Origin of the sequence: Serratia sp. BNK-12 (assembly GCF_047456085.1) — a bacterium.
GTDB classification, from domain to species: Bacteria; Pseudomonadota; Gammaproteobacteria; order Enterobacterales; family Enterobacteriaceae; genus Serratia; species Serratia liquefaciens.
Map to the genome: position 1 here is coordinate 1037443 of NZ_CP179896.1, position 24187 is coordinate 1061629.

General features: G+C 55.0%; 23 protein-coding genes and 1 pseudogene. 16 read left to right on the top strand and 8 right to left on the bottom strand.

From position 1 onward, the window contains the following. Positions 1-13: 13 nt before the first annotated feature. Complete coding sequence (gene trmN, locus ACMGG1_RS04670) at positions 14-796, top strand: tRNA(1)(Val) (adenine(37)-N(6))-methyltransferase TrmN (protein WP_414161183.1); 783 nt, start codon at positions 14-16, stop codon at positions 794-796. A gap of 42 nt (positions 797-838) precedes the next feature. Here the strand turns inward: trmN and nadB are convergent, their stop codons facing one another. Beyond that, entirely contained in the window at positions 839-2440 is a 1602-nt protein-coding gene (gene nadB, locus ACMGG1_RS04675) for an L-aspartate oxidase (RefSeq protein ID WP_020828262.1), read from the bottom strand. A 213-nt stretch (positions 2441-2653) separates the two neighbouring features. Here nadB and rpoE point away from each other — a divergent pair, with 213 nt between their 5' ends. The 4 genes from rpoE to rseC are packed head-to-tail and all read left to right on the top strand — an operon-like array spanning position 2654 to position 5345. After that, positions 2654-3229, top strand: a complete 576-nt coding sequence (gene rpoE, locus ACMGG1_RS04680; protein ID WP_012146382.1) for an RNA polymerase sigma factor RpoE — start codon at positions 2654-2656, stop codon at positions 3227-3229. Between the two features lie 30 nt (positions 3230-3259). Then, complete coding sequence (rseA, locus tag ACMGG1_RS04685) at positions 3260-3913, top strand: anti-sigma-E factor RseA (RefSeq protein ID WP_128865105.1); 654 nt, start codon at positions 3260-3262, stop codon at positions 3911-3913. Next, positions 3913-4872: a sigma-E factor regulatory protein RseB gene (gene rseB / locus ACMGG1_RS04690; RefSeq protein ID WP_020828260.1), complete on the top strand. Its 960-nt coding sequence runs from the start codon at positions 3913-3915 to the stop codon at positions 4870-4872. Before rseA ends, rseB begins: the two co-directional genes overlap by 1 nt. Further along, on the top strand, positions 4869-5345 hold the full coding sequence (gene rseC / locus ACMGG1_RS04695; protein WP_046372820.1) for a SoxR-reducing system protein RseC: 477 nt from the start codon (positions 4869-4871) through the stop codon (positions 5343-5345). Before rseB ends, rseC begins: the two co-directional genes overlap by 4 nt. On the opposite strand, the pseudogene ACMGG1_RS04700 reads toward rseC, so the two are convergent. After that, positions 5342-6180: pseudogene (locus tag ACMGG1_RS04700) on the bottom strand (hypothetical protein). The gene rseC and the pseudogene ACMGG1_RS04700 overlap by 4 nt on opposite strands. A gap of 542 nt (positions 6181-6722) precedes the next feature. Here ACMGG1_RS04700 and lepA point away from each other — a divergent pair. The 7 genes from lepA (at position 6723) to acpS (ending at position 13223) form a co-directional block, all read left to right on the top strand. Continuing rightward, positions 6723-8522 (top strand): translation elongation factor 4, encoded by a 1800-nt coding sequence (gene lepA / locus ACMGG1_RS04705; protein ID WP_020828257.1) that lies wholly within the window; start codon positions 6723-6725, stop codon positions 8520-8522. A 30-nt stretch (positions 8523-8552) separates the two neighbouring features. Then, positions 8553-9530, top strand: coding sequence for a signal peptidase I (lepB, locus tag ACMGG1_RS04710; RefSeq protein WP_128865102.1), 978 nt, complete (start codon positions 8553-8555; stop codon positions 9528-9530). 182 nt (positions 9531-9712) lie between these two features. Further along, a complete protein-coding gene (rnc, locus tag ACMGG1_RS04715) occupies positions 9713-10393 on the top strand; it encodes a ribonuclease III (RefSeq protein ID WP_041414862.1) in 681 nt (226 codons plus the stop codon). Continuing rightward, positions 10390-11298: a GTPase Era gene (gene era, locus ACMGG1_RS04720; RefSeq protein WP_020828254.1), complete on the top strand. Its 909-nt coding sequence runs from the start codon at positions 10390-10392 to the stop codon at positions 11296-11298. Before rnc ends, era begins: the two co-directional genes overlap by 4 nt. An 8-nt stretch (positions 11299-11306) precedes the next feature. Then, a complete protein-coding gene (recO, locus tag ACMGG1_RS04725; protein WP_198640001.1) occupies positions 11307-12038 on the top strand; it encodes a DNA repair protein RecO in 732 nt (243 codons plus the stop codon). 73 nt (positions 12039-12111) lie between these two features. Further along, a complete protein-coding gene (gene pdxJ, locus ACMGG1_RS04730; protein WP_414161184.1) occupies positions 12112-12843 on the top strand; it encodes a pyridoxine 5'-phosphate synthase in 732 nt (243 codons plus the stop codon). Beyond that, positions 12843-13223 carry a holo-ACP synthase gene (gene acpS, locus ACMGG1_RS04735; protein ID WP_020828251.1) on the top strand — a complete coding sequence of 127 codons (381 nt, stop codon included), beginning with the start codon at positions 12843-12845 and terminating at the stop codon, positions 13221-13223. The genes pdxJ and acpS overlap by 1 nt, the downstream gene beginning before the upstream one ends. A 63-nt stretch (positions 13224-13286) precedes the next feature. On the opposite strand, the gene ACMGG1_RS04740 is transcribed toward acpS, so the two are convergent. From ACMGG1_RS04740 to ACMGG1_RS04750, 3 genes are all read right to left on the bottom strand, one after another. Next, complete coding sequence (locus ACMGG1_RS04740) at positions 13287-13547, bottom strand: YfhL family 4Fe-4S dicluster ferredoxin (RefSeq protein WP_044554541.1); 261 nt, start codon at positions 13545-13547, stop codon at positions 13287-13289. A gap of 128 nt (positions 13548-13675) precedes the next feature. Beyond that, entirely contained in the window at positions 13676-15214 is a 1539-nt protein-coding gene (locus ACMGG1_RS04745) for a phosphoethanolamine transferase (protein ID WP_414161185.1), read from the bottom strand. A gap of 134 nt (positions 15215-15348) precedes the next feature. Then, on the bottom strand, positions 15349-16197 hold the full coding sequence (locus ACMGG1_RS04750) for a MurR/RpiR family transcriptional regulator (RefSeq protein ID WP_041414843.1): 849 nt from the start codon (positions 16195-16197) through the stop codon (positions 15349-15351). A 168-nt stretch (positions 16198-16365) separates the two neighbouring features. Here ACMGG1_RS04750 and murQ point away from each other — a divergent pair, with 168 nt between their 5' ends. From murQ to yfhb, 3 genes are read left to right on the top strand one after another with little or no spacing between them, the layout of a single operon-like run. Beyond that, a complete protein-coding gene (gene murQ, locus ACMGG1_RS04755) occupies positions 16366-17259 on the top strand; it encodes an N-acetylmuramic acid 6-phosphate etherase (RefSeq protein WP_122080034.1) in 894 nt (297 codons plus the stop codon). 18 nt (positions 17260-17277) lie between these two features. Further along, positions 17278-18651, top strand: coding sequence for a PTS transporter subunit EIIC (locus tag ACMGG1_RS04760; protein WP_128865100.1), 1374 nt, complete (start codon positions 17278-17280; stop codon positions 18649-18651). Between the two features lie 3 nt (positions 18652-18654). Continuing rightward, entirely contained in the window at positions 18655-19311 is a 657-nt protein-coding gene (gene yfhb, locus ACMGG1_RS04765; RefSeq protein ID WP_414161186.1) for a phosphatidylglycerophosphatase C, read from the top strand. A gap of 40 nt (positions 19312-19351) precedes the next feature. Here yfhb and yiaY read toward each other — a convergent pair whose 3' ends face one another. Then, positions 19352-20503 carry an L-threonine dehydrogenase gene (yiaY, locus tag ACMGG1_RS04770; RefSeq protein ID WP_130016685.1) on the bottom strand — a complete coding sequence of 384 codons (1152 nt, stop codon included), beginning with the start codon at positions 20501-20503 and terminating at the stop codon, positions 19352-19354. A 199-nt stretch (positions 20504-20702) separates the two neighbouring features. Then, positions 20703-21755, bottom strand: coding sequence for a DUF2157 domain-containing protein (locus tag ACMGG1_RS04775; RefSeq protein WP_198640004.1), 1053 nt, complete (start codon positions 21753-21755; stop codon positions 20703-20705). Between the two features lie 183 nt (positions 21756-21938). Between ACMGG1_RS04775 and tadA the strand changes: the two genes are divergently transcribed. Beyond that, positions 21939-22451: a tRNA adenosine(34) deaminase TadA gene (tadA, locus tag ACMGG1_RS04780; RefSeq protein WP_044554547.1), complete on the top strand. Its 513-nt coding sequence runs from the start codon at positions 21939-21941 to the stop codon at positions 22449-22451. On the opposite strand, the gene mltF is transcribed toward tadA, so the two are convergent. Next, entirely contained in the window at positions 22452-23912 is a 1461-nt protein-coding gene (gene mltF / locus ACMGG1_RS04785) for a membrane-bound lytic murein transglycosylase MltF (RefSeq protein WP_128865118.1), read from the bottom strand. Positions 23913-24187: the final 275 nt, after the last annotated feature.

Consider the following 24187-nt stretch of genomic DNA (forward strand, 5'->3'; position numbering starts at 1 on the left):
ATCAGATTGCCTTATGCTACGCCAGTTTTGTCTTCAGGTGGTTATTGTGAGTACTCAATCGAAAGCAAATTTCACCCCGCGTCGCGGTGGTTTTACCTTTAAGCAGTTTTTTGTTGCTCACGATCGCTGTGCAATGAAGGTGGGCACCGATGGCGTGCTGCTCGGCGCATGGGCGCCCTTGGCGCAGGCCCAACGCGTGCTGGATATCGGTAGCGGTAGCGGACTGATCGCGCTGATGTTGGCACAGCGTTCAGCCGAGTCCGTGCTGATTGACGCCGTGGAGCTGGACGAGGCTGCCGCCGCGCAGGCGCGTGACAACGCTCAGGAATCGCCTTGGCCTGAGCGTATCCAGGTGCATGCGCAGGACATTCATCATTATGCCCAGCACCATGCCGGCCAATACGACCTGATCGTCAGCAACCCGCCATATTTTGAGCCAGCTGTCGCCTGCCGGGACCAGGCTCGTCACAACGCGCGTTATACTGAAACGCTTACCCACGATGCTTTGCTGGAAAGCGCGGAACGGTTGATTGCCCCACAGGGGACTTTTTGCGTAGTGCTGCCGCATGATATTGGTGAGGCCTTTGAAAGTAATGCACAACGCCGTGGATGGCATACTGCGCAACGGCTGAACGTCAGCGATCGCGCCGATACGCCGTTACATCGCGTGCTGCTGGCCCTGACCCGTCAACCGACGGGAGAAAAAGCGGCGCAAAGCCTGGCGATCAAGCTGGCTGATGGCAGTTACACCGAGGCGTTCCGCCGTTTGATTACCGATTTCTACTTGTTCTATTGAAATGAAAAGGGCGCCACAGTGGGCGCCCTTGCGGTGTCGCTGCTAGGGTTGCAGTATGGTCGGTAGCGCTTCCGGCAGCATATCGGGGTAGTCCAGCGTAAAGTGCAACCCACGACTTTCCTTACGCGCCATGGCGCTGCGTACGATCAATTCCGCCACCTGCACCAGATTTCGCAGCTCCAGCAAATTGTTGGAGATACGGAAGTTGGCGTAGTACTCATCAATTTCCGCCTGCAGCGTATTGATGCGGCGCAGTGCACGCTCCAACCGTTTGGTGGTGCGCACAATACCCACGTAGTCCCACATAAATAGCCGCAACTCATGCCAGTTGTGCTGAATGACCACTCGTTCATCCGCGTCATCCACCCGGCTCTCATCCCATTGCGGCAGCTGTTTCGCCAACTTGATAAACGGCAGACGCATCTTGATGTCTTCTGCTGCTGACCAGCCGTAAACCAAACACTCCAGCAGCGAGTTGGACGCCATGCGGTTGGCGCCATGCAGGCCGGTATAGCTGACTTCGCCAATGGCATACAGCCCATCCAGATCGGTACGGCCATGCTGATCGACCATTACGCCGCCGCAGGTGTAGTGCGCGGCGGGTACGATAGGGATAGGTTGCGTAGTCAGATCGAAACCCAGCGTCAGCAGTTTTTCATGGATCATCGGGAAATGCTGAGTAATGAATTCAGCCGGTTTATGGCTGATATCCAGATACATGCAGTCCGCACCCAGGCGCTTCATTTCGTGGTCGATGGCGCGGGCAACGACATCGCGTGGTGCCAGTTCGCCTCGTGGGTCAAAATCGGGCATAAAGCGGCTGCCGTCCGGGCGCTTCAGATAAGCCCCTTCACCGCGCAAGGCTTCGGTCAGCAGGAAGTTACGTGCTTGCGGGTGGAACAGGCAGGTCGGGTGAAACTGGTTAAATTCGAGGTTGGCGACCCGGCACCCTGCGCGCCAGGCCATGGCGATGCCGTCTCCGGAAGAGATATCCGGGTTGGTGGTGTATTGATACACCTTGGCTGCACCACCGGTTGCCAGCACCACCGTTTTGGCACGATAGGTTTCTACCTGCTCCAGCTCGCGGTTCCAGACGTAGGCGCCGACGACTCTGCGGGTGCCCGGCAGGCCGATTTTGTTGGAGGTGATCAGATCGACCGCATTGCGGCGTTCCATCACGCAAATATTGGGGTGGGCGCTTGCTTTCCCTACCAGTGTGGTCTCTACTTCTTTACCTGTAGCATCAGCGGCATGCAGGATACGGCGGTGGCTGTGCCCCCCCTCCCGCGTCAGGTGGTAATGCTCTTCGCCCTGAGCGTTGACTTCGGTGTCGAACAAGACCCCTTGGTCAATCAACCACTGCACGCAGTGGCGGGCATTGCCAGCGATAAACTCAACGGCGTCTCTGTCACACAGGCCGGCTCCGGCAATTAAAGTGTCATCAACGTGTGAGGCAATACTGTCCGTTTCATCGAAAACCGCGGCGATCCCGCCTTGGGCATAGAATGTGGCGCCTTCGTTGAGCGGCCCTTTGCTGAGTACGGTAACCTTGCAATGCTGCGCCAGGCGCAACGCCAGTGACAAGCCCGCAGCACCGCTGCCGACGATCAGTACATCGCTAACATGTTCAGATGATGGTTGCATAACGTATGATGTGTGCAGAAGAAGAGTGAAATTCATGTTAGCCTAATTGTCCGGGCAAAAGCCACGGATGGGTGACATCAACATAAAAAACAATGGCAATACGGAACTTCGCGTTCTGTATGAACTCCAAGCGAGTGCTTGCTCAGGAAAATAATGTATGGCTGGCAGTACAATTTTACGCGTGGAGACGGATTTGGGGAGAGTTTACCTCGGATGAGCGAGCAGTTAACGGATCAAGTTCTGGTTGAGCGGGTCCAAAAGGGCGATCAGAAATCGTTTAACTTACTGGTAATTCGTTACCAGCATAAAGTTGCGAGTCTGGTTTCCCGGTATGTACCGCAGGGCGATGTGCCGGATGTGGTGCAGGAGTCGTTTATTAAAGCCTATCGCGCACTGGAATCATTCCGTGGGGATAGCGCTTTCTATACCTGGTTGTATCGAATCGCCGTGAACACGGCAAAGAATTATTTGGTTGCTCAGGGCCGTCGTCCGCCATCCAGCGATGTGGATGCCAACGACGCAGAAAATTACGAAAGTGCGGGTGCACTGAAAGAAATTTCGAACCCTGAGAACTTAATGTTGTCAGAAGAGCTGAGACAGATAGTTTTCCGTACCATTGAGTCTCTCCCTGAGGATCTTCGCATGGCGATTACCCTGCGGGAGCTGGATGGTCTAAGCTACGAAGAGATAGCGGCCATCATGGATTGCCCGGTCGGAACCGTACGTTCGCGTATTTTCCGCGCCAGGGAGGCTATCGATAATAAAGTTCAACCGCTGATTCAACGTTAGCAATGGCGGACACAGGAAGGGTACTTAGGCATGCAGAAAGAAAAGCTTTCCGCTCTGATGGATGGAGAATCGCTCGACAGCGAGCTACTGAGTTCATTGTCTAAAGACAGGGCGCTTCAACAAAGCTGGCAGAGCTATCACCTGATACGTGACACACTACGGGGTGATATCGGGCAAGTCATGCATTTCGATATCGCAGATCGTGTTGCTGCTGCACTTGAGAAAGAACCCGCACGTCTGGTTCCTTCTGCCGTGCCGGAGTCTCAGCCGCAACCGCACACCTGGCAGAAAATGCCGTTCTGGGACAAAGTTCGTCCTTGGGCCAGCCAGATCACACAGATTGGCATGGCGGCCTGCGTGTCGCTCGCGGTGATTGTCGGCGTTCAGCAGTACAACCAGCCGGCTGAGCAATCGGCTGCCGCTGAATCACCAGCGTTCACTACCCTGCCAATCATGGGGCAGGCGTCACCGGTTAGCCTCGGCGTGCCGGCAGACAGTTTCTCTACCGGCAGCGGACAACAGCAGCAGGTGCAGGAACAGCGCAAACGCATTAACGCTATGCTGCAAGATTATGAGTTGCAACGTCGTTTGCATTCTGATCAGCTGCAGCTTGAGCAAAGCACACCACAACAGGCTGCCGTTCAGGTTCCCGGAACTCAGTCTTTAGGAATGCAACAGCAGTAATGAAGCAAATTTGGTTCTCCGTCTGTCTATTGACGGGCAGCCTGCTCTACTCAAGCATCGCCCCGGCGCAGCCCACTGCGTCCGGGGCGTTGTTGCAACAGATGAGCAGTGCCAGCCGTTCGCTCAATTATGAACTCGCCTATATCAGCATCAGCAAGCAGGGGATTGAATCGCTGCGTTATCGTCATGCGGTGATCGATCAATTGCCGCTCGGTCAATTGCTGCATATGGATGGTCCACGTCGTGAAGTGTTACAACGCGGCGGCGGGATCAGCTATTTCGAACCCGGTTTGGAACCCTTTACGCTGTCCGGCGATCATATCGTCGATGCGTTGCCGGCGATTGTTTATGCCGATTTCAGCCGCCTGGCGAAATATTACGATTTCATCTCCGTTGGCAGCACCCGTATTTCCGATCGTCCCTGCGAAGTGATCCGCGTGGTTGCGCGTGATGGCTCGCGCTATAGCTATATAGTCTGGATGGACGAAGATACCAAGCTGCCACTGCGGGTTGATCTGATCGATCGCGACGGCGAAACGCTGGAGCAATATCGGGTGATTTCGTTCGTGGTCGGGCCGCAAGTGCAGGGCGTGATGGAAGGGCTGATCAAAGCTAACCTGCCACCATTGCTGTCGCTGCCTGCGGTAGATAAAATCAAGCTGAGCTGGAGCACGGGCTGGTTACCGGCTGGGGTGGACGAGGTGGCGCGTAATCGCCGTAAACTGCCGAATGTGACAGAGCCGGTAGAGTCACGGCTTTACAGCGATGGTTTATTCAGCTTCTCGGTCAATATCAGCCCTGCGGGCAGCGGTGCGGGCCAGCAGTATTATCGTCAGGGTCGACGCACGATTCAAACCGAAGTGCGTAACGGCAATGAAATTACCATTGTTGGCGAATTACCGCCGGCAACGGCCAAACGTATTGCAGACAGTATTTCCTTCAAGGTATCACCACAATGATGAAAGAGTGGGCCACGGTCGTTTCGTGGCAACAGGGCGTGGCGCTGTTGCGTTGTGAGCCGAAAGCCGGATGCGGCAGCTGCACTGCTCGCTCTGGATGCGGTGCGCGCGCGTTAAACGAATTGGTGCCGGAAACCGAACACCAACTGCAGGTACGCATTGAGCAGCCGCTCGAGCCGGGTCAACGCGTCGAAGTAGGCATTGCAGAAGGCAGCTTGCTGCGTTCTGCGATGCTGGTTTATCTGACGCCGCTGGTGGGAATGATGCTGGGTGGCAGCCTGTTGCAATACTGGCTGGGTACTGACGCTTCTGCCGCGCTCGGTGCATTGCTTGGCGGTGGCCTGGCTTTTATTCTGGCGCGTGGTCTGGCTCATCGTCTCGGCGAGCAAGCCAATTACCAACCTGTCGTTTTGCAAATTGGTTTACCGCCTGGGGCCATGCGCCTGCAGACGGAAAACGAACCTCTGCGTTAAAACTTCGGCCGCGTCACCGCCGGTTATGGTAGGCGGGGATGCGGCTGTAGATCATATGCTCTAACAGTGCGACAAACAGGTCTGCGCTGAGCAGCGAAAAATACCCTATCGTAAACAACGCATTCCCCTGGTTATCCAGCAGTCGAATGGTGCCACGTCGTGGATTATTCTCGAGTTCACGGATCTGTTCAATCGGGATTGATCCTTGTGCCGTGATAACCGCAGTTGCGCTCAACTGTAGCGTTTGAACCTGTTTTCCTTGTCGGTTTCCGGGCAATAAATGATTCAGCCAGCGAGCTCCGCAGCTGAGATAGTGAAACGACAGCACTTCCCCCTGATACAACGCATTCAGCGCCAGCGGCCCACGTTGCTGGATCTGCTGATTAATAATGGTATCCGCCAGCCGCCAGGAGTGAGACAGGTTGCTGAACACCGGGTACCAGGGGTGTTCAGCCGAGGCACGAAATGCCATTACGTCGAATAGCCCGCCAAACAGGCGCCCGCCGCGAAAACGATAAATATCCCCAATTTTTTCAAAGGGGATAAAGCGTTCTTTGTGACTATGTTGGTTTATCACCCTAACGCCATGTTCGTACAGACGGTAAGTCACCGCTGGCCGCAGATAGTGGCGTAGCGCCAGAAGAATACAGCCGAGTACAATAGTGGCTGCGCCGGTTTGCAGTAGGGTCAGTATTGCATTTTCATCCATATTGCTCAGCAGCGGCAGCAACAGCAGCGCCGCACCAATGGTTAACAGCAGCGCCGCTGCCGTCAGAATGCCCCAATTGACCTTAGAAAAATCGTGCCGGCTCAGCATTTGCCCTTTATCGATCATTTTGCACCTTCCAATCAATACGTAGAGATATGCTGGTGAACCCCGGTGGGCATGCCGATGTAGTGCCCTGAATTATGTTTTGTCACGGTGTTCACCTTCATTTCTATAGAAGCTACCGGGACGCGTATATGGGGTTTTTCCTAAAGCCGGAGGGGTAGACTGCAATTCTAAGATATTGATCCAGATATTATTTAATCAATAACTCGGAGAGGGTTTATTGCGTTATTGGCGGTTATGTATTACTGCCGGATCCCGCCGATGGCGGTGAAAGAAATGCGGAGGGCAACGGCTGTTGCAACTCGGTGTTGTGAGCACGCTGAGTTTTGTTAACATCGGCTTTCATAACCCGGAGCGCTCTGTAACATTAAAGTGCACATAATAGAATGCCTTCACTGCACCGATCGCTAGGTTTTCAGTGTTGTGACATGTAGAATGCAGCGATTCAGGCGCAAGACGGCCGAACCCATTCACTGTCGCTTTAGGTCCATGCGGGTTTCTATAGGCGAGTAATTCAGAAATACCAAGGCAGAAAAACTTTTATAATGAAGCATATACGAAATTTCTCCATTATTGCCCACATTGACCACGGTAAGTCGACGCTGTCCGACCGCATCATTCAAATTTGCGGTGGCTTGACCGAACGTGAAATGGCCGCGCAGGTGCTCGATTCTATGGATCTGGAGCGCGAGCGCGGTATTACCATCAAAGCGCAGAGCGTCACGCTGGATTATAAGGCGCAGGACGGTCAAACCTATCAGCTCAACTTTATCGACACCCCAGGGCACGTTGACTTCTCTTACGAAGTTTCGCGCTCACTGGCCGCCTGTGAGGGCGCGCTGCTGGTGGTCGATGCCGGGCAGGGCGTAGAAGCTCAGACTCTGGCTAACTGTTACACCGCGCTGGATATGGATCTGGAAGTGGTGCCGGTACTGAACAAAATTGACTTGCCGGCTGCCGATCCTGACCGCGCCGCGCAGGAAATTGAAGATATCGTTGGCATCGATGCGACCGACGCGGTGCGTTGTTCCGCCAAAACCGGTGTTGGCGTGCCGGAAGTGCTCGAACGCCTGGTGCGCGATATCCCGGGGCCGCAAGGCGATCCGGATGCGCCACTGCAGGCCCTGATCATCGACTCCTGGTTCGATAACTACCTGGGCGTAGTTTCCCTGGTGCGCGTTAAAAACGGCACCATGCGCAAGGGCGACAAGATTAAAGTCATGAGCACCGGCCAAACCTACAACGCCGATCGTCTGGGTATCTTCACGCCGAAGCGTGTCGATCGCGACGTGTTGAACTGTGGCGAAGTAGGCTGGTTGGTCTGTGCAATCAAAGACATCCTCGGTGCGCCGGTGGGTGATACCCTGACGTTGGCGCGCCAGCCGGCGGACAAAGCCTTGCCGGGCTTCAAAAAAGTGAAGCCGCAGGTTTATGCAGGCCTGTTCCCGATCAGCTCCGATGACTATGAGTCCTTCCGCGATGCGTTGGGCAAGCTGAGCCTGAACGACGCCTCCCTGTTCTATGAGCCAGAGAGCTCCACCGCGCTGGGCTTCGGCTTCCGTTGTGGCTTCCTCGGCCTGCTGCACATGGAGATCATCCAGGAACGTCTGGAGCGTGAATACGATCTGGAGCTGATCACCACCGCACCGACGGTAGTGTATGAAGTGGAAACTACCAGCAAAGAGACGATTTACGTTGATAGCCCGTCCAAGCTGCCGCCTCTGAACAATATCGAAGAGTTGCGTGAGCCGATCGCCGAGTGTCACATGCTGATGCCGCAGGAATTCCTGGGTAACGTCATCACGCTGTGTATCGAAAAACGCGGCGTGCAAACCAACATGGTTTATCACGGCAATCAGGTTGCGCTGACTTACGAAATCCCGATGGCGGAAGTGGTACTCGACTTCTTCGACCGCCTGAAGTCTACGTCACGCGGTTATGCGTCGCTGGATTACAACTTCAAGCGCTTCCAGACCTCTGACATGGTGCGTGTCGACGTGCTGATCAACAACGAGCGTGTGGATGCGCTGGCGCTGATTACCCACCGCGACAATGCGCAATACCGTGGCCGCGAGCTGGTGGAGAAGATGAAAGAGCTGATCCCGCGTCAGCAGTTCGACATCGCCATTCAGGCGGCGATCGGCACCCATATCATCGCGCGCTCCACGGTGAAGCAGCTGCGTAAAAACGTTCTGGCAAAATGCTACGGCGGCGACGTTAGCCGTAAGAAGAAGCTGTTGCAGAAACAGAAAGACGGTAAGAAACGTATGAAGCAGGTCGGTAACGTAGAGTTGCCGCAAGAAGCGTTCCTGGCCATTCTGCACGTTGGCAAAGACAGTAAGTAAGCGATAAGTTCGCGTAACTAGGGAGTTTGCATGGCGAATATGTTTGCCCTGATCCTGGCGCTGGCAACGTTGGTCACCGGGATCATTTGGGCCTTTGAGCGCTTTAAATGGGCGCCTGCCCGCCGCGCCAAAATTGCGGCGGTCAATGCACAAACTGCGGGTGCCGTGGACGACAAAACGCTGGCCAAAGTGGCGAAACAACCGGGTTGGATTGAAACCGGCGCGTCGGTGTTCCCGGTATTGCTGCTGGTCTTTGTGGTGCGTTCGTTTATTTACGAACCTTTCCAGATCCCGTCCGGTTCGATGATGCCGACGTTGTTGATTGGCGATTTTATTCTGGTGGAGAAATATGCCTACGGCATTAAAGATCCTATTACCCAGACCACGCTAATTGAAACCGGCCATCCGAAACGCGGTGATATTGCGGTATTTAAATATCCGTTGGATCCGAAACTGGATTATATCAAACGCGTAGTCGGCTTGCCTGGCGACCGTGTAAGTTACGATCCGGTCAATAAGCGCGTAACCGTTCAGCCATCCTGTAATAGCGGTCAGTCATGCGATACCGCGTTAGCGGTGACTTACAACGATGCGCAGCCAAGCGACTTTGTTCAATTGTTCAGCCGCAGCGGTATGGGCGAAGCCAGCAATGGCTTTTACCAGATCCCACTGAGCGACAACGTGCCGCAGGGCGGTATCCGTCTGCGTGAACGCCAGGAGACGCTGGGCTCGGTTTCTCACCATATTCTGACCGTGCCAGGCACGCAGGATCAGGTGGGCGCTTACTACCAGCAGCCGGGTAAACAGTTGGCGGAATGGGTTGTGCCGGCGGGTCATTACTTCATGATGGGTGATAACCGCGACAACAGCGCCGACAGCCGTTACTGGGGCTTCGTACCGGAGAAAAATCTGGTGGGTAAAGCCACGGCTATCTGGATGAGTTTTGAAAAGCAGGAAGGCGAATGGCCTACCGGCGTAAGATTTAGCCGCATCGGTGGAATTCATTAATCAGGCGTCTATAAACGCAGCATTATATTTCCACTCGTTGTAGAATACCGGCTCGAGCGATAAAAAGTTGGCTCCCTGTTGGGAGCCACTGCAAACGAAACAGCTTTGGATTGGCTTTCGGCGAAGCAGGCCTGTTCCGTATGCTGCAAGTTTTTGACGCATTCTTGATCTATTGGTAACTCATGAACCCCATCGTAATAAATAGGCTACAGCGGAAGCTGGGCTACACTTTTCAACAGCAGGAGCTCTTACTGCAAGCGTTAACTCACCGTAGCGCCAGCAGTAAACACAATGAACGTCTTGAGTTTCTGGGTGACTCTATTCTTAGTTTTGTCATCGCCAATGCGCTCTATCATCGTTTTCCTCGCGTAGACGAGGGCGATATGAGCCGCATGCGTGCCACGCTGGTGCGTGGCAATACGCTGGCGGAGATGGGGCGCGAGTTCGATCTGGGCGAGTGTCTTCGCCTCGGGCCGGGTGAGTTGAAAAGTGGTGGATTCCGCCGCGAATCAATCCTGGCGGATACGGTGGAAGCTTTAATTGGCGGCGTGTTCCTGGATAGCGATATTCAAACTGTTGAACGACTGATTTTGGACTGGTATCGCAGCCGGTTGGACGAAATCAGCCCCGGTGATAAGCAGAAAGACCCCAAAACCCGTTTACAGGAGTTTTTGCAAGGTCGTCATCTGCCATTACCTTCTTATCTGGTGGTGCAGGTTCGCGGTGAGGCGCACGATCAGGAGTTTACTATCCACTGTCAGGTGAGTGGTTTGAGCGAACCCGTGATGGGTACCGGCTCAAGCCGTCGTAAAGCCGAGCAGGCGGCAGCGGAACAAGCGCTGAAAAATCTGGAGCTTGAATGAGCGAAGTAAAACAATACTGTGGTTTTATTGCGATAGTCGGTCGTCCCAACGTGGGCAAATCCACGTTGCTGAACCAACTGCTGGGGCAAAAAGTCTCCATCACCTCGCGTAAACCGCAGACGACCCGTCACCGCATTATGGGTATCGACACCGATGGCGCCTATCAGGCCATTTACGTCGACACCCCGGGTCTGCACATCGAAGAAAAGCGCGCCATCAACCGTTTGATGAACCGCGCCGCCAGCAGCTCAATCGGCGACGTCGAGCTGGTGATCTTCGTAGTTGAAGGCACTAACTGGACCGCCGACGATGAAATGGTGGTCAACAAACTGCGCAGCCTGAAATGCCCGGTTGTGCTGGCGATCAACAAGGTCGACAACGTCACCGACAAGTCCAAGCTGTTGCCGCACATTGCGTTCCTCAGTCAACAGATGAACTTCCTCGATGTGGTGCCAATCTCTGCGGAGAAAGGCATGAATGTCGATACCATCGCCGCTATCGCGCGCAAGGTATTGCCGGAAGCGGAACACCACTTCCCGGACGATTACATCACCGACCGTTCCCAGCGCTTTATGGCGTCGGAAATCATCCGTGAAAAGCTGATGCGTTTCCTGGGTGAAGAGTTGCCTTACTCGGTGACGGTTGAGATCGAACAGTTTGTGCCGAACGAGCGCGGTGGTTACAACGTGCACGGTCTGATCCTGGTTGAGCGCGAAGGCCAGAAGAAAATGGTCATCGGCAACAAAGGTGCGAAGATCAAAACCATCGGTATCGAAGCCCGTCAGGACATGGAACAGATGTTTGAAACCAAAGTGCATCTGGAACTGTGGGTGAAAGTGAAATCGGGCTGGGCGGACGACGAACGTGCGTTGCGTAGCCTGGGCTATACCGACGATCTGAAATAACCTCTCCAATGGACGGCTGGGAGCGCGCTTTCGTCCTGCATGGACGACCGTACAGTGAAACCAGCCTGATGCTGGATATGTTCACGGAAGGCCATGGACGGGTGCGCTTGCTGGCAAAAGGCGCGCGCAGCCGTCGTTCTAATCTGAAGGGTTGTCTGCAGCCCTTTACCCCTCTGTTAGTACGCTGGGGCGGTCGTGGCGAAGTCAAAACGCTGCGTAACGCCGAAGCGGTGTCCCTAGGTTTACCTCTCAGCGGCATGATGCTGTACAGCGGCCTCTACGTGAATGAGCTGCTGTCACGGGTGCTTGAGCAGGAAGCCAATTACTCGGTATTGTTCTTCGACTATCTGCAATGTTTGCAGGCGCTGGCGGCAGAAAACGTTTCGCCGGAGCAGGCACTGCGCCAGTTCGAATTGGCCTTGCTGAATCACCTGGGTTACGGTCTGGACTTCCTGCACTGCGCCGGCAGCGGTCTGCCGGTCGATGACGGCATGACCTACCGCTACCGTGAGGAAAAAGGCTTTATCGCCAGCCTGGTGGTGGATCACTACAGCTTTACCGGCCGCGAATTACGCGCACTGGCGGAGCGTCAGTTCCCTGATGTGCAAACCTTGCGTGCCGCCAAGCGTTTTACCCGCATGGCGCTAAAACCCTACCTGGGCGGTAAGCCGCTCAAGAGCCGCGAGCTGTTCCGTCAGTTTGTCCGTAAACAGCCGGATACGCCGGTCGACGACGCCTGACCTTTTCTCCTTTTGCGCTACTGCACCCGCGTGTAAACTACCGCTACTGAAAATCGTTTTTTAGAGGGTTGTCATGGCTGATTTGCTGCTGGGCGTCAATATCGATCACATCGCCACGTTACGTAACGCGCGCGGAACCCAATATCCGGATCCTGTTCAGGCGGCATTTATTGCCGAGCAAGCAGGGGCTGACGGGATCACGGTGCACCTGCGCGAAGACCGTCGTCATATCACCGATCGCGATGTTCGCATTTTGCGCCAGACCATCCAGACGCGCATGAATCTGGAAATGGCCGTGACCGATGAAATGGTGGATATCGCCGTTGAGCTGAAACCGCACTTTTGCTGTCTGGTACCGGAAAAGCGTGAAGAAGTGACTACCGAAGGTGGGCTGGACGTTGCCGGGCAGCAGGACAAAATGGCCATCGCCGTTGAACGCTTGGCGCAGGTCGGTATTCTGGTTTCGCTGTTTATCGATCCCGATCATCGCCAAATTGATGCAGCGGTCGCGGTGGGCGCCCCTTACATTGAAATTCATACCGGCGCTTATGCGGAAGCTGAAGGCGAACTGGCGGTCAAAGCCGAGCTGCATCGTATCGCCGTTGCCGCCACCTACGCCGCAGAGAAAGGCCTGAAGGTTAACGCTGGCCACGGCCTGACTTACCATAACGTTCAGCCGATCGCGGCCCTGCCGGAAATGCATGAGCTGAATATCGGTCATGCGATTATCGGCCAGGCGGTCATGTGCGGCCTGCCGGCGGCGGTGACGGATATGAAACTGCTGATGCGTGAAGCGCGCCGCTAATGGCCGTGCTGGGGCTGGGCACCGATATCGTTGAAATGGCGCGCATCGAAGCGGTCGTCGAGCGCAGCGGCGATCGCCTGGCGCGTCGCGTACTGAGCGATGCCGAATGGGAAGTGTATCAGCAGCATCAGCAGCCGGTGCGCTTTCTCGCCAAGCGTTTTGCAGTGAAAGAAGCTGCCGCCAAGGCCTTCGGCACCGGGATACGAAACGGATTGGCGTTTAATCAGTTTGAAGTGTTCAACGACGGTCTCGGCAAGCCGAATATCCGCTTGCATGCTCGCGCCGCCGAGCTGGCGCAGCAAATGGGGGTGACCTCCATTCACGTTTCGCTGGCAGATGAACGCCGTTATGCTTGCGCGACGGTGATTATCGAAGGGTAAGCCGGCGATCGGCCATGAAAAAAAAGGCGCCTGTTGGCGCCCTTGTCGATCTGAATTTCTGTGTCACAGCCGATCGGCATGATGCAGCACCACAAACTTGTCCCACAGCTGTTCGTTGGTTTCGCGGTGCTCTGGATTGACGATAATGGTGTTGTCGATCGGGCACACCTGCTGGCAGGTTGGGATATCGTAATGACCGACGCATTCGGTACAGCGATCGGTATCGATCTGGTAGATATCATCGCCCATCGAAATGGCCTGATTTGGGCATTCCGGTTCGCACATATCGCAGTTGATGCATTTTTTGGTAATCAGTAGTGCCATTTCAGTTATCTTTTAATCGGTGCACACGAACAGGCGCGCAATCTATCATAAAACCCATTTTATTGGGCGTTTTTCCACCGGCGCCCGCTAATGCGTTGCTGCAGAGCGCTCACCCCTTGAGATGGCCGTCATAATAACTCTGGCGGGTCATTGGCCAACTGATCGAAATCAACCATTTCCTGACCATTGAAAGTAGGTCGCTTACCAGGCCCTGCTACTCGCGTATTCAGTTCTGGATGAGTCACGACTATGCCTGCCTGCCGGGCAAAAAGACGGATAAACTCAAAGGCACTGTGTGGCTCGTCAACAAAGATACGTTGGCGATCGGTATCAGAAAGCACCAAGAGCGGGACTTCGTAATTCTGTCGTGTATCGCCGCTATGTCGCAGATACACTTTGCCATCAATAGTTCGCTGAGAGAGACCGTGATCAGAGAAATAGATTAATTTAAACGGTGAATGGGTATCTTGCAGCATTTGGTAAGTATGTTCGATGAACCTATCCGTCTTGCGGTAGGTGGAAAGGTAGCAGGCGAGCTCAGTATTGCTGCTGGTGAAAACCGGCGGCTCACCACCGAGTCGTTCGCAAAAGTCAGAATGCGAACCCATAATATGCAGAACATATAGGTTCCCCGGTGAGTTGTTAGCCAACGCGGTTTGTAACAATGGCAGCAGTTCATCATCATCGGTGTTACGCGATTGATAATCTCCTTTTTTCAGGAACTGATATTCATCACTGAACATGGCTATTTTGGATACCGGTGCATCAAATTGACCAAGCAGTCCCTGATTGGAAAACCAATAAGTATGTAATCCTGCTGCTTTTGCCAACGTGACAATATTATCTGAGATATAGCTGATTTTTCCGTCGCTCAGTGCCAGAGTTCTCGGCAGGGATTCGAAGGTGTTCGGCGCGGTAGAAATATAATTACTGTAAAAGGTGCCGTTTACGCGATCCAAAAATGGGGTCGTTGACGTCGGGTACCCAAATAAGGACATATAATCCCTGCGCATGCTCTCACCCACTATAATGACATAGTTAGTCTGATTATTATTTACGCTATCAATAGTCCAGCGGGGCTCGGCCAGCATGCCGGCATTGATTTCTATCATTTGCCGATTATAACTTTGGTATGAGGACATCAATGAGGAAAAGAAATCTATCAACTTAATATTTCCGGCGTTTCCACTGAGTATTCTGGCAAACAGTACTACAATTAAAATCAGAAAAAACGGCATAGCCTTACGCGCCGAGAGCGGTTGACGCCAGCAATAGCGGGCGAGAAGAAACAGCATCATCAGTGTAGCGAAGGGTAACAGATAACAGCCTGTCGGTATGGCATGCAGGAATTCAACGGCCTCGACCCTGTTGGTTTGAAACAGCGCCGAGACCACTGCAACGGAAGGTGGGCCATATATCATGCCGACAGGGGCATAGATAGCACAAAGTATAATGTAGGGAATGACCAGGAAATACCGAGTGAGAGGAGAAATAGACAATAATAATAGCGTAAGGGAAATAAAAATAATATCAACCCCTTTACCGCCGCCGTAGCCCATCGATTTTATTAATATCAACGAAGTGACAACGAAAAGTAATAAATCTCGGAGTGCGTAAAGTGTTACGGATGTGTGGAGTTTATTTAGAATGGCTGTGTGTGTTTTCATTAAGCTCAGTTGTCAATATATTGCTGTCCATGCCAGTTCAAACCCTGCTCGGAATTTGAACAATAAGAGCCACGTACTCTATTATTAGATAGGTTTTTTATACCTGGATATTTGTGGCCCGGACATTATACGACTCAGACGAGTTTTTTCATTAATTGTTCGCTGTGTTTGATGCGTTCGGGGGCGCGATCGAGATCGTGCTGAATTAAGGCCATAAACAGCAGGTCGGTGAGGGCATATTGAGCGGTACTGGAAGAAATGGCAGCGCTGCGGGTATTGGGCTCTTCGGCAATGGTATACAAACAGTGATCGGCACGTTGCTGCAGGCCGTTGGGTGAAAAACTGGTGAGCGCCAGCACTTTTGCGCCGGCAATGCGGGCTTCTTCCGCCGCCAGATTGATTTCCCGCCGTTCACCGCTGAACGAAATTGCCAGCAATAAATCCCGCTTATCCAGCGCCTGAACCGCCGCCAGCTGAACGTGCATATCCTGCTCGGCTACGGCAATAACGCCGATTTTCAACAGCTTGTATGAGAAGTCCTTGGCGACCAATCCGGAAGCGCCGATCCCCAATAAAATGACCCTCCGCGCCTGACGCAGCATTTCCAACGCTTGATGCAGGCGCTCTTCACTGTTGATATCTAGCGTGGCGCGCAGTGCAGCCTGCTTTTCCACCAACAGTTTTTCGCCGACGGCTTTCAACGAGTCGCTGCTGAGGATCTGGTTATGCACCGTGACCACAGGTTCTTTCTGCGGCTGGGCTAGCGTTTCACTCAGCGCCAACTTTAGCGCCGGGAAGCCTTTGTAGCCCATCTTCTGAGCAAACTTCACCACGCTCGACTGGCTGATGCCGGCCAGTTGAGCCAGCTTCTGCGAACTGAGATGGCGTGCCTGCTCCGCGTTATGCAGCAGAAAGTCCGCCAGCTTGCGGTCATTTTGAGCCAGGGTTGGATACATCTGGCGAATACGAAGAAGGGTACTCATTCATTTTTCCCTTGAGGCCAGCGGCCATTCTGCCACGTGGGAGGCGAAAACGCGCGGTGAAAATTTTTTGTGAGCGAGACTTTAAAATAGCAAAAAGCGCTCGCTTTGTTGAATAAAATATTCAAATAATGATTTCAGTTTGTGAATTAAAAATTCAAAGGTGAAGAGATGAATTTAGGCGCATTAGTATCCGAAAGCCGCAACCCGGCCACGCTTCGACTCGACGAGATGACAACGTTGGAAATGGTGAGTTGCTTCAATCAGGAAGACCGCAAGGTGCCGGAGGCGATAGAAAAGGTGTTGCCGGCTATCGCACAGGCAGTGGACCTGGCAGCGGCCGCATTGAAGGCCGGCGGTCGGCTGATTTATCTCGGTGCCGGGACCAGCGGCCGCCTTGGCGTGTTGGATGCCTCTGAATGCCCACCAACCTTCGGCGTGCCGCACGGCATGGTCATCGGGTTGATTGCCGGCGGTCCGGGTGCGTTGCTCAAAGCGGTAGAAGGCGCGGAGGATGATGCGGCGTTGGGTGAAGCCGATCTTATCGCACTGGATTTGACCGCGACCGACATGGTGGTGGGGCTGGCGGCATCCGGGCGCACGCCTTATGTGATTGGTGCGCTGCGCTATGCGCGACAACTGGGCTGCCCGACGGCGGCAATCTCCTGCAATCCGGACTCACCGATCGCCCATGAAGCGCAGGTGGCGATTTCGCCGGTAGTGGGGCCAGAGGCCCTGACGGGGTCCACTCGGCTGAAGTCGGGCACCGCACAGAAGCTGGTGCTGAACATGTTGTCGACCGGGGCGATGGTCAAACTGGGGAAGGTCTACCAAAACCTGATGGTGGATGTAAAAGCCACCAACGTCAAACTGGTGGATCGTGCCTGCCGCATCGTGGTGGAAGCCACCGGTGCTGAACGCAGTCAGGCCGAAGCGGCGCTGACACAGACCGGTTTTGAGGTTAAACCGGCAATCCTGATGATTCTGGCCGGCGTCGACGCTGAAGAGGCGCAGTTGCGCTTAAAGCAGCACGACGGCTATTTACGCGCGGCGTTGACGCGCTAACGACACCTGGGGCGGGCGATGGACAAAACAACGGCACTGGCAACACAGATTCTGGCAGGCATTGGTGGGGAAGGGAATATCCTCCGGCTGGAGAACTGCATGACACGGGTACGCGTCGAGGTTAGCGACGAGCAACGCCTTGATCTGGCGGCGCTCAAGCAGTTGCCAGGCGTCAAGGGCTACATCAAACAGGGCGAACAGCATCAGTTCATTGTCGGGCCCGGCGCCGCCGCCAAAGTGGTGGACGCGATGCGCTCATTGCTTACGGGGGCCCCTGCGGTTGCAGTTGCGGCTGCCGGGGACAACATCGCCCGCAACAAGGCGCAGGCCAAGCAGAAATATGCCGCGCCGATGAGCGGCGCGCTGAAAAAGCTGGCCGATGTCTTTATCCCTTTGATCCCGGCTTTCATCGCCTCAGGCCTGATTACCGGCATCATCAACCTCTTGAAGCGGCCGGACATTGCCGGCGAACTGGCGGTGAATTACCCCAACGTGCTCGGGCTGCTGGCCATTTTCGGCAGCGCGGTGTTTGCCATCATGAATATTTTGGTGGGGGTTAACGCCGCACGGGTGTTTGGCGGTTCGCAGGCCATGGGCGGTGTGATGGCCGGGATTCTCTCAAGCCCGGCATTGGCGCAGATTACTTTATTCGGCGAAGCGCTGCAGCCGGGGCGCGGTGGGGTGATTGCCGTGCTGTTGGTGGTGGCGTTGATGTGCTGGGTAGAAAAACGCCTGCGCAACTGGCTGCCGGAGTCGATTGAGCTGATCCTCAACCCGCTGATCACCACCTTGGTGACCGCATCCCTGGCTATTGTGATCCTGCAGCCGTTGGGCGGTTATATTTCAGACGTGATTGCCCACGGCGCCAATCTGGCGATCGATAAAGGTGGCTTACTGGTGGGCGCGGTGCTGTCCGGGCTGTTTCTGCCGCTGGTGCTGTCCGGTTTGCATCAGGGCCTGGTGCCGATCCACGTCGAACTGGTTCAGGCGCATGGTTCCAACCCGCTATTGCCTATTTTGGCGATGGCCGGGGTTGGGCAGGTTGGGGCCGCGTTGGCGGTATTAATGAAAACCCGCAATGCGCGCCTCAAAAAGGTCATCAAAGGGGCGTTGCCGGTCGGCATTCTCGGTATTGGCGAACCCTTGATTTTTGGTGTCACTCTGCCGCTGGGCAAACCTTTTATTGCCGCCTGTCTCGGCGGTGCGGTGGGCGGGGCGCTGATCAGCTATTGGAAAGTGGCAACGGTGATCACCTTTGGCATCTCGGGTTTACCTTTGGCGTTAACCATCGTCTCGGGTAAGGTGATGTTGTATCTGACCGGCCTGGTGATTACCATTGCCGCTGGATTTATTTTCACCTGGATAATGGGATTCAACGATCCTGAGGAGTAGCCCTTGAGCGAGAAACAGAGCCAGCAGGCCGGGGAAGGCCGCCGCGTGGTGTTCTTTGATCTGGACGGCACGCTGCATCAGGAAGACATGTTTGGCAGTTTCTTGCGTTTTTTGCTGCGCCATCTGCCGTTGAATCTGCTGCTGGTGGTGCCGCTGCTGCCGATTGTCGGGTTGGCGCTGCTGGTGATGGGCCGTGCAGCCCGTTGGCCAATGAGCGTACTGCTGTGGTCGATCACCTTTGGGCGTTCGGAGGCCAGGTTAAAGGCGCTGGAGCAGCGTTTTGTGACTTATTTCCGCAATAAGGTGACCGCTTTCCCGGTGGTGCAAATGCGTTTGCGGCAGTACCTCGAGGCGCATGATGCGCAGGTATGGTTGATTACCGGTTCACCGGAGCGGCTGGTGGAGCAGGTGTATCAGGATTCGGCCTTTCTGCCGCAGATTCACTTGGTGGGCAGCCGCATCCTGCGGCGTTACGGTGGTTGGGTGCTGGCGTTACGTTGCCTGGGTGTCCAGAAGGTGACGCAGTTGGAACAACGTCTAGGCACGCCGCTCAAGCTGTATAGCGGCTATAGCGACAGCAAGCAGGATAACCCGCTGTTGTATTTCTGCGAGCACCGCTGGCGAGTCAGTAAACTGGGTGAGCTGCAGCAGTTGGAATAACCAAAGGGCGGATTTTCCGCCCTTTGCCGTTTTTGATGACTTACATTGCCGCGCGGAAAATGGCGACAATCTGCGCGTGAGTGGCCTGTATTGGGTTAGTGAAGCCGCAAGCGTCTTTCAGCGCGTTGGTGGCCAACGTATCCAGATCCTGTTCTTTCACCTGCAAATCACGCAGCCCGGCCGGGATGCCAACGTCTTGTGCCAGTAATCGAATGGCGGCAATACAGGCCGCGGCACCCTGCTGATCGTTAAGGTAGCTCACATCCAACCCCATGGCGGCGGCGATATCCTTCAGGCGAGACGCACAAACGCTGGCGTTAAATTCCTGCACGTGTGGCAGCAACACCGCATTACACACCCCATGCGGCAGGTCGTAGAAACCGCCGAGCTGGTGCGCCATCGCATGCACATAACCGAGAGAAGCGTTGTTGAAGGCCATCCCAGCCAGGAATTGGGCATAGGCCATATTTTCGCGCGCTTGCATATTGCTGCCGTCGGCAACGGCGTCGCGCAGCGATTCGGCGATCATGGTGACGGCCTTCAACGCACAGGCGTCGGTAATCGGGTTGGCGGCGCTGGAAACGTAGGCCTCAATCGCGTGGGTTAAGGCATCCATGCCGGTAGCGGCGGTCAGGCCTTTCGGCATCCCGGCCATCAGATGCGGATCGTTTACCGACAGGAGCGGCGTAACGTGTTTGTCGACAATCGCCATTTTTATGTGGCGTGCTTCATCGGTGATGATGCAAAAACGGGTCATTTCAGAGGCGGTGCCGGCGGTAGTGTTAATGGCGATCATCGGTAACTGCGGTTTTGCAGAGCGGTCTACGCCTTCATAGTCCTTGATGTCGCCGCCGTTGGTGGCCAGCAACGCGATGCCTTTGGCACAATCGTGCGGTGAGCCGCCCCCCAGGGAGATCACGCAGTCGCATTGATGCTCTTGCAGCAGGGCCAGGCCCTGTTTCACGTTCAGCGTGGTGGGGTTAGGGTGAGTGCCGTCATAAACGCAGCTTTCGATTTGCTGCGCGGCGAGCAACTGTTGAACCTGGGCGACTACGCCAATGTTATTCAACACTTTGTCGGTCACGATCAACGCCTGACGCAATCCCTGCTGTTTCAGGGTTTTTGCCGCTTGGTCCAGACAGCCGGAGCCAATCATGTTGACGGAAGGGATAAAGAAAGTTGAGGCAGCCATAAGTCACTCCTGGATAAAAGCTTTATTGCTTGCCCCAAACACTACTCCGCTAATTATTAAGTCATCATGATCTATCGCAACATCACAGAGATTAGGTCAGGTGATTGATTTAGTTTTAGTTTAACCACTTATACTTTGTGGGTTTGGCCCGGTCAGAGTCAAACCCAGCAGTAACTCTTACCGTTAAAACCGGCGAGCCTTAATCATCGGTTTGGTCATGCGGTTTACGGCCCCATTGCCAGACTTTTTCCGCGTAATGTCCCAGCGCCCACAGGCTCAGGCCGAGCACCACAAAGAAAATCGCCTTGGGCATGGCGTCCCAGAAAAATTCGAAGAAGCGGGTATAGAGGTTAATACCGAGGAAGGTCAACCCAAACCCACGTAGCATGGCGTCGTCGCGTTTCAGCCCCAGCCAGATGCACCCGACGGCGGCGAGGCCGAACAACAGACTCCAGTGGAGCAGTTCAATCTGACGTGCGTTATACCAGCTGTCGAGATCGCCATAATTCCCGAAAATCGACAGCAACCATAGGGCGATGAACAGATACAGCAAGCCCATCGCCAGCGAAACTCGCTCCAGTCCACGGCGAGCGAGCAGTGGTTGCAACAGCAATGCTGCGGCGATCAGCACCACGCCAAAGGCGATAAAGCGAATCGGGAAGCTCATGCCCAGCCAATAAGCCCCCCAGCCGGACAGATAGCCGGTCTCGGCACCAAAAGCATTGCCGAGCGACAGCAGGGCAAACCACCACACCAGCCCGGAACGGCTGCACCAGCCAATCACGCCATACAGCAGCGCGGCGAACGTCAACAGCAACGAGACCCGGCCACTGCCGTTATCCAGCCAGACGCCCATTTGCCACAGGGCGCAGGCGGTGAACAGCACGGCAACGAACAAGGCGGCTTCATTACCGTAGCGTTTCTCCGGATGCCGACGGCGGCGTCTCAGCGCCCAGACATAGCAAAGCGCGGCCACTACGGCGGCGATCGCCATACGTACTGGCGCATCAAAGCGGAATAATTCCCCCAGGCGATAAAGCAATTCGCTGTCAGCGAACAGGCTGCTGATGGCAATCACCAGCGAAGCTAGCGCGGCGAGAAACGCATAACGTGCCAGCCGTCGCCAGTCGAAGGGTTGTACCTCAACGTGTTGCAGCAGCTGTTGCTGCTGTTGCGCCGTCAGCGCACCTTCATCTACCCAGCCGTCCAGCGCTTTGCGCACGACGGTGGCGTTTTTCTTGCTGAGTTTCATGTTTCCTGTCCCTGAAAAACACCGTGATTCAATCAGTATATACCCGTTGTATTTCAAGCCGCAGTGAGTCATTTCTCCGCCGCTGAGAAGGGACGGCTATATTTTCCCCGGTTAACACGGGCGCAGCATGCAGCGCCGCTACTGTGTATAATGCCCGCCGCAAAGTGCACGAGGAATAATGCAATGACTGAATATAACGATGAATACTGGATGCGTCAGGCATTGCGGCTGGCCCTGCGTGCGCAGGAAGAGGGAGAGGTGCCGGTCGGGGCGCTGTTGGTACTGGACAATCAGGTGATTGGCGAAGGCTGGAACCGGCCGATTGGCCGCCACGATCCGACCGCGCATGCAGAAATCATGGCGCTGCGGCAGGGCGGGGCCGTGTTGCAGAATTACCGCCTGTTGAATGCGACCTTGTACGTGACCCTGGAGCCGTGCGTGATGTGTGCGGGGGCGATGGTGCATAGCCGCATTCGTCGATTGGTTTACGGTGCTGCCGATGTGAAAACCGGGGCAGCGGGATCGCTGGTGGATATTTTACGCCATCCCGGAATGAATCATCAGGTGGAGATCCTCTCCGGCGTGCTGGCCGAGGAATGCGCGGCTACCTTGAGCAACTTTTTCCGCATGCGCCGTGAACAGCAAAAGGCGTTGAAGCAAGCGCAACGCGCGCAGGCAGATAAGGATCCCGAATAATCAGAAGTTAAGTGCCAACTCCGGCGCCACTGCCGGATAGCCTTTCCCCAGCTCCGCCTGTTCGGCCGCTTCCTGCGCCGCCTTTCTTTCCCTTTCTTGCAGATACCCCACCAGGCTGACCTGATAGCGGCGGATGTTTTCCACGTAGTTATAGGCTTCGCGTCCGCGCGCATAGCCGTAGGTCAACTGCGGGTAGTAGCGCTTCTGGCTGAGCATCGGCAGGCGCTGTTTGACGTCGACCCAACTGTCCGGGTTGCCTTTTTGCATTTTGGTCAGCTTGCGGGCGTCGAGCATATGGCCCCAGCCCATGTTGTAGGCCGCCAGCGCAAACCAGATACGCTCATCTTCCGGCACGGTGTCGGGCACCTTGGCCATCAGCCGCTGTAAATAGAGTGCGCCCCCCTGAATGCTCTCCTCAGGATCGAGGCGATCGTTAACCCCCAGACCGTCGGCGGTGGCCCGCGTCAGCATCATCAGACCACGAACGCCGGTGGGTGAAGTGGCCTGCGGGTTCCAATGCGATTCCTGATAGGCAATGGCGGCCAGCAGCTTCCAGTCGATCTCGCTGGCGTATTTTTCAAACAGCGAACGGAAGGTGGGCAGTACCGAATCTATCGCCGACAGGAAGGTTTTGGTATCAACGTAATCGAAACTGCCCACGTGGCCGAGGTATTTTTCTTCCAGCCGCGCCAGCGTGCCGTCGTCCACCATCTGGCTGTAAAAATCCAGCATGGCCGCATACAGGCTGTCGTCGGTGCCGCGCTTCAGGTACCAGGTGACAGGTTCTTCATCGGTGACGTCGAAAGCCACCGCCAGCTGCGGATGGATGCGCTGCAGCAGGGCGATGGTCACGGAGTCGCCGAGGGTGTAATCCAGTTTGCCGTCGGCGACCTGCTCGAGCAGCTCTTTGGAGGTGAGATCGCTGGAAGCTTCCCAACTGAGGTCCGGGAACTTACTTTGTTTGAGCTGTTTCAGCGTGCTGACGTGTGCCGAGCCGGAGGCGACCGCCAGCTTGCCTTTAATATCGGCAAAGCTTTTGGGGCGTGCGGTGCCCAGGCGATAAACCAACTGCTGGGAAACGGAATAGTAAGCCGGGCCGGTTCGGGCGCGGCTGAGGCGATCCTGATTGTAGATCAGGCCGGCGGCCAGCAGGTCGGCATCGTCATCGTCCAGATCGTCGAACAGGTCGTTGATGTTCTTATGCGGGATCACCACCAATTTCACCCCCAGATAGTTGGCGAAACGTTTCGCCAACTCGTAGTCGAGACCACTTGGCCCCTGCTTGGTGGTGAAATAGGTTAACGGCGAGTTTAGCGTACTGATACGCAACTCGCCGCGGGATTTGATCTCTTCGAGTTGCCCGCCCTGGCCGCCGCGCCAGGTAATATTGGGCCACAGGGCGAGCGCCAGAAGCAGGGTGACAACACCGATTAGAATGTAGTTTATTTTAAGGCGTTTCAAATAGTTATCCAGTGGTGGCACAGGTGCACTGCCGATTGTCATCCCGCTTTTTCTTATGGTTAAATCACCAGTGCCGGGGCATTTTGCGCAACAAAACGCCAGCGTGCAACTTTATTGATACGTTATGACAATTCGATGGCGCGAACAGCTTTTATCAATAATAGCTACGCAAACGGTTTCGTCTGTCGCGCAGATTCTCTATAATGGCGCGCGTTTTCCCCCTGTTGCGCCCAATGAAGTGCTGAAGTCAGTTGCTTCGAAGACGAGAGAACTTT

What these genes read in the sequence shown, in the direction of transcription:
- trmN (WP_414161183.1), top strand. Translation starts at nt 14, where the DNA reads ATGCTACGCCAGTTTTGTCTTCAGGTGGTTATTGTGAGTACTCAATCG.
- nadB (WP_020828262.1), bottom strand. Translation starts at nt 2,440, where the DNA reads ATGCAACCATCATCTGAACATGTTAGCGATGTACTGATCGTCGGCAGC.
- rpoE (WP_012146382.1), top strand. Translation starts at nt 2,654, where the DNA reads ATGAGCGAGCAGTTAACGGATCAAGTTCTGGTTGAGCGGGTCCAAAAG.
- rseA (WP_128865105.1), top strand. Translation starts at nt 3,260, where the DNA reads ATGCAGAAAGAAAAGCTTTCCGCTCTGATGGATGGAGAATCGCTCGAC.
- rseB (WP_020828260.1), top strand. Translation starts at nt 3,913, where the DNA reads ATGAAGCAAATTTGGTTCTCCGTCTGTCTATTGACGGGCAGCCTGCTC.
- rseC (WP_046372820.1), top strand. Translation starts at nt 4,869, where the DNA reads ATGATGAAAGAGTGGGCCACGGTCGTTTCGTGGCAACAGGGCGTGGCG.
- lepA (WP_020828257.1), top strand. Translation starts at nt 6,723, where the DNA reads ATGAAGCATATACGAAATTTCTCCATTATTGCCCACATTGACCACGGT.
- lepB (WP_128865102.1), top strand. Translation starts at nt 8,553, where the DNA reads ATGGCGAATATGTTTGCCCTGATCCTGGCGCTGGCAACGTTGGTCACC.
- rnc (WP_041414862.1), top strand. Translation starts at nt 9,713, where the DNA reads ATGAACCCCATCGTAATAAATAGGCTACAGCGGAAGCTGGGCTACACT.
- era (WP_020828254.1), top strand. Translation starts at nt 10,390, where the DNA reads ATGAGCGAAGTAAAACAATACTGTGGTTTTATTGCGATAGTCGGTCGT.
- recO (WP_198640001.1), top strand. Translation starts at nt 11,307, where the DNA reads ATGGACGGCTGGGAGCGCGCTTTCGTCCTGCATGGACGACCGTACAGT.
- pdxJ (WP_414161184.1), top strand. Translation starts at nt 12,112, where the DNA reads ATGGCTGATTTGCTGCTGGGCGTCAATATCGATCACATCGCCACGTTA.
- acpS (WP_020828251.1), top strand. Translation starts at nt 12,843, where the DNA reads ATGGCCGTGCTGGGGCTGGGCACCGATATCGTTGAAATGGCGCGCATC.
- ACMGG1_RS04740 (WP_044554541.1), bottom strand. Translation starts at nt 13,547, where the DNA reads ATGGCACTACTGATTACCAAAAAATGCATCAACTGCGATATGTGCGAA.
- ACMGG1_RS04745 (WP_414161185.1), bottom strand. Translation starts at nt 15,214, where the DNA reads ATGAAAACACACACAGCCATTCTAAATAAACTCCACACATCCGTAACA.
- ACMGG1_RS04750 (WP_041414843.1), bottom strand. Translation starts at nt 16,197, where the DNA reads ATGAGTACCCTTCTTCGTATTCGCCAGATGTATCCAACCCTGGCTCAA.
- murQ (WP_122080034.1), top strand. Translation starts at nt 16,366, where the DNA reads ATGAATTTAGGCGCATTAGTATCCGAAAGCCGCAACCCGGCCACGCTT.
- ACMGG1_RS04760 (WP_128865100.1), top strand. Translation starts at nt 17,278, where the DNA reads ATGGACAAAACAACGGCACTGGCAACACAGATTCTGGCAGGCATTGGT.
- yiaY (WP_130016685.1), bottom strand. Translation starts at nt 20,503, where the DNA reads ATGGCTGCCTCAACTTTCTTTATCCCTTCCGTCAACATGATTGGCTCC.
- ACMGG1_RS04775 (WP_198640004.1), bottom strand. Translation starts at nt 21,755, where the DNA reads ATGAAACTCAGCAAGAAAAACGCCACCGTCGTGCGCAAAGCGCTGGAC.
- tadA (WP_044554547.1), top strand. Translation starts at nt 21,939, where the DNA reads ATGACTGAATATAACGATGAATACTGGATGCGTCAGGCATTGCGGCTG.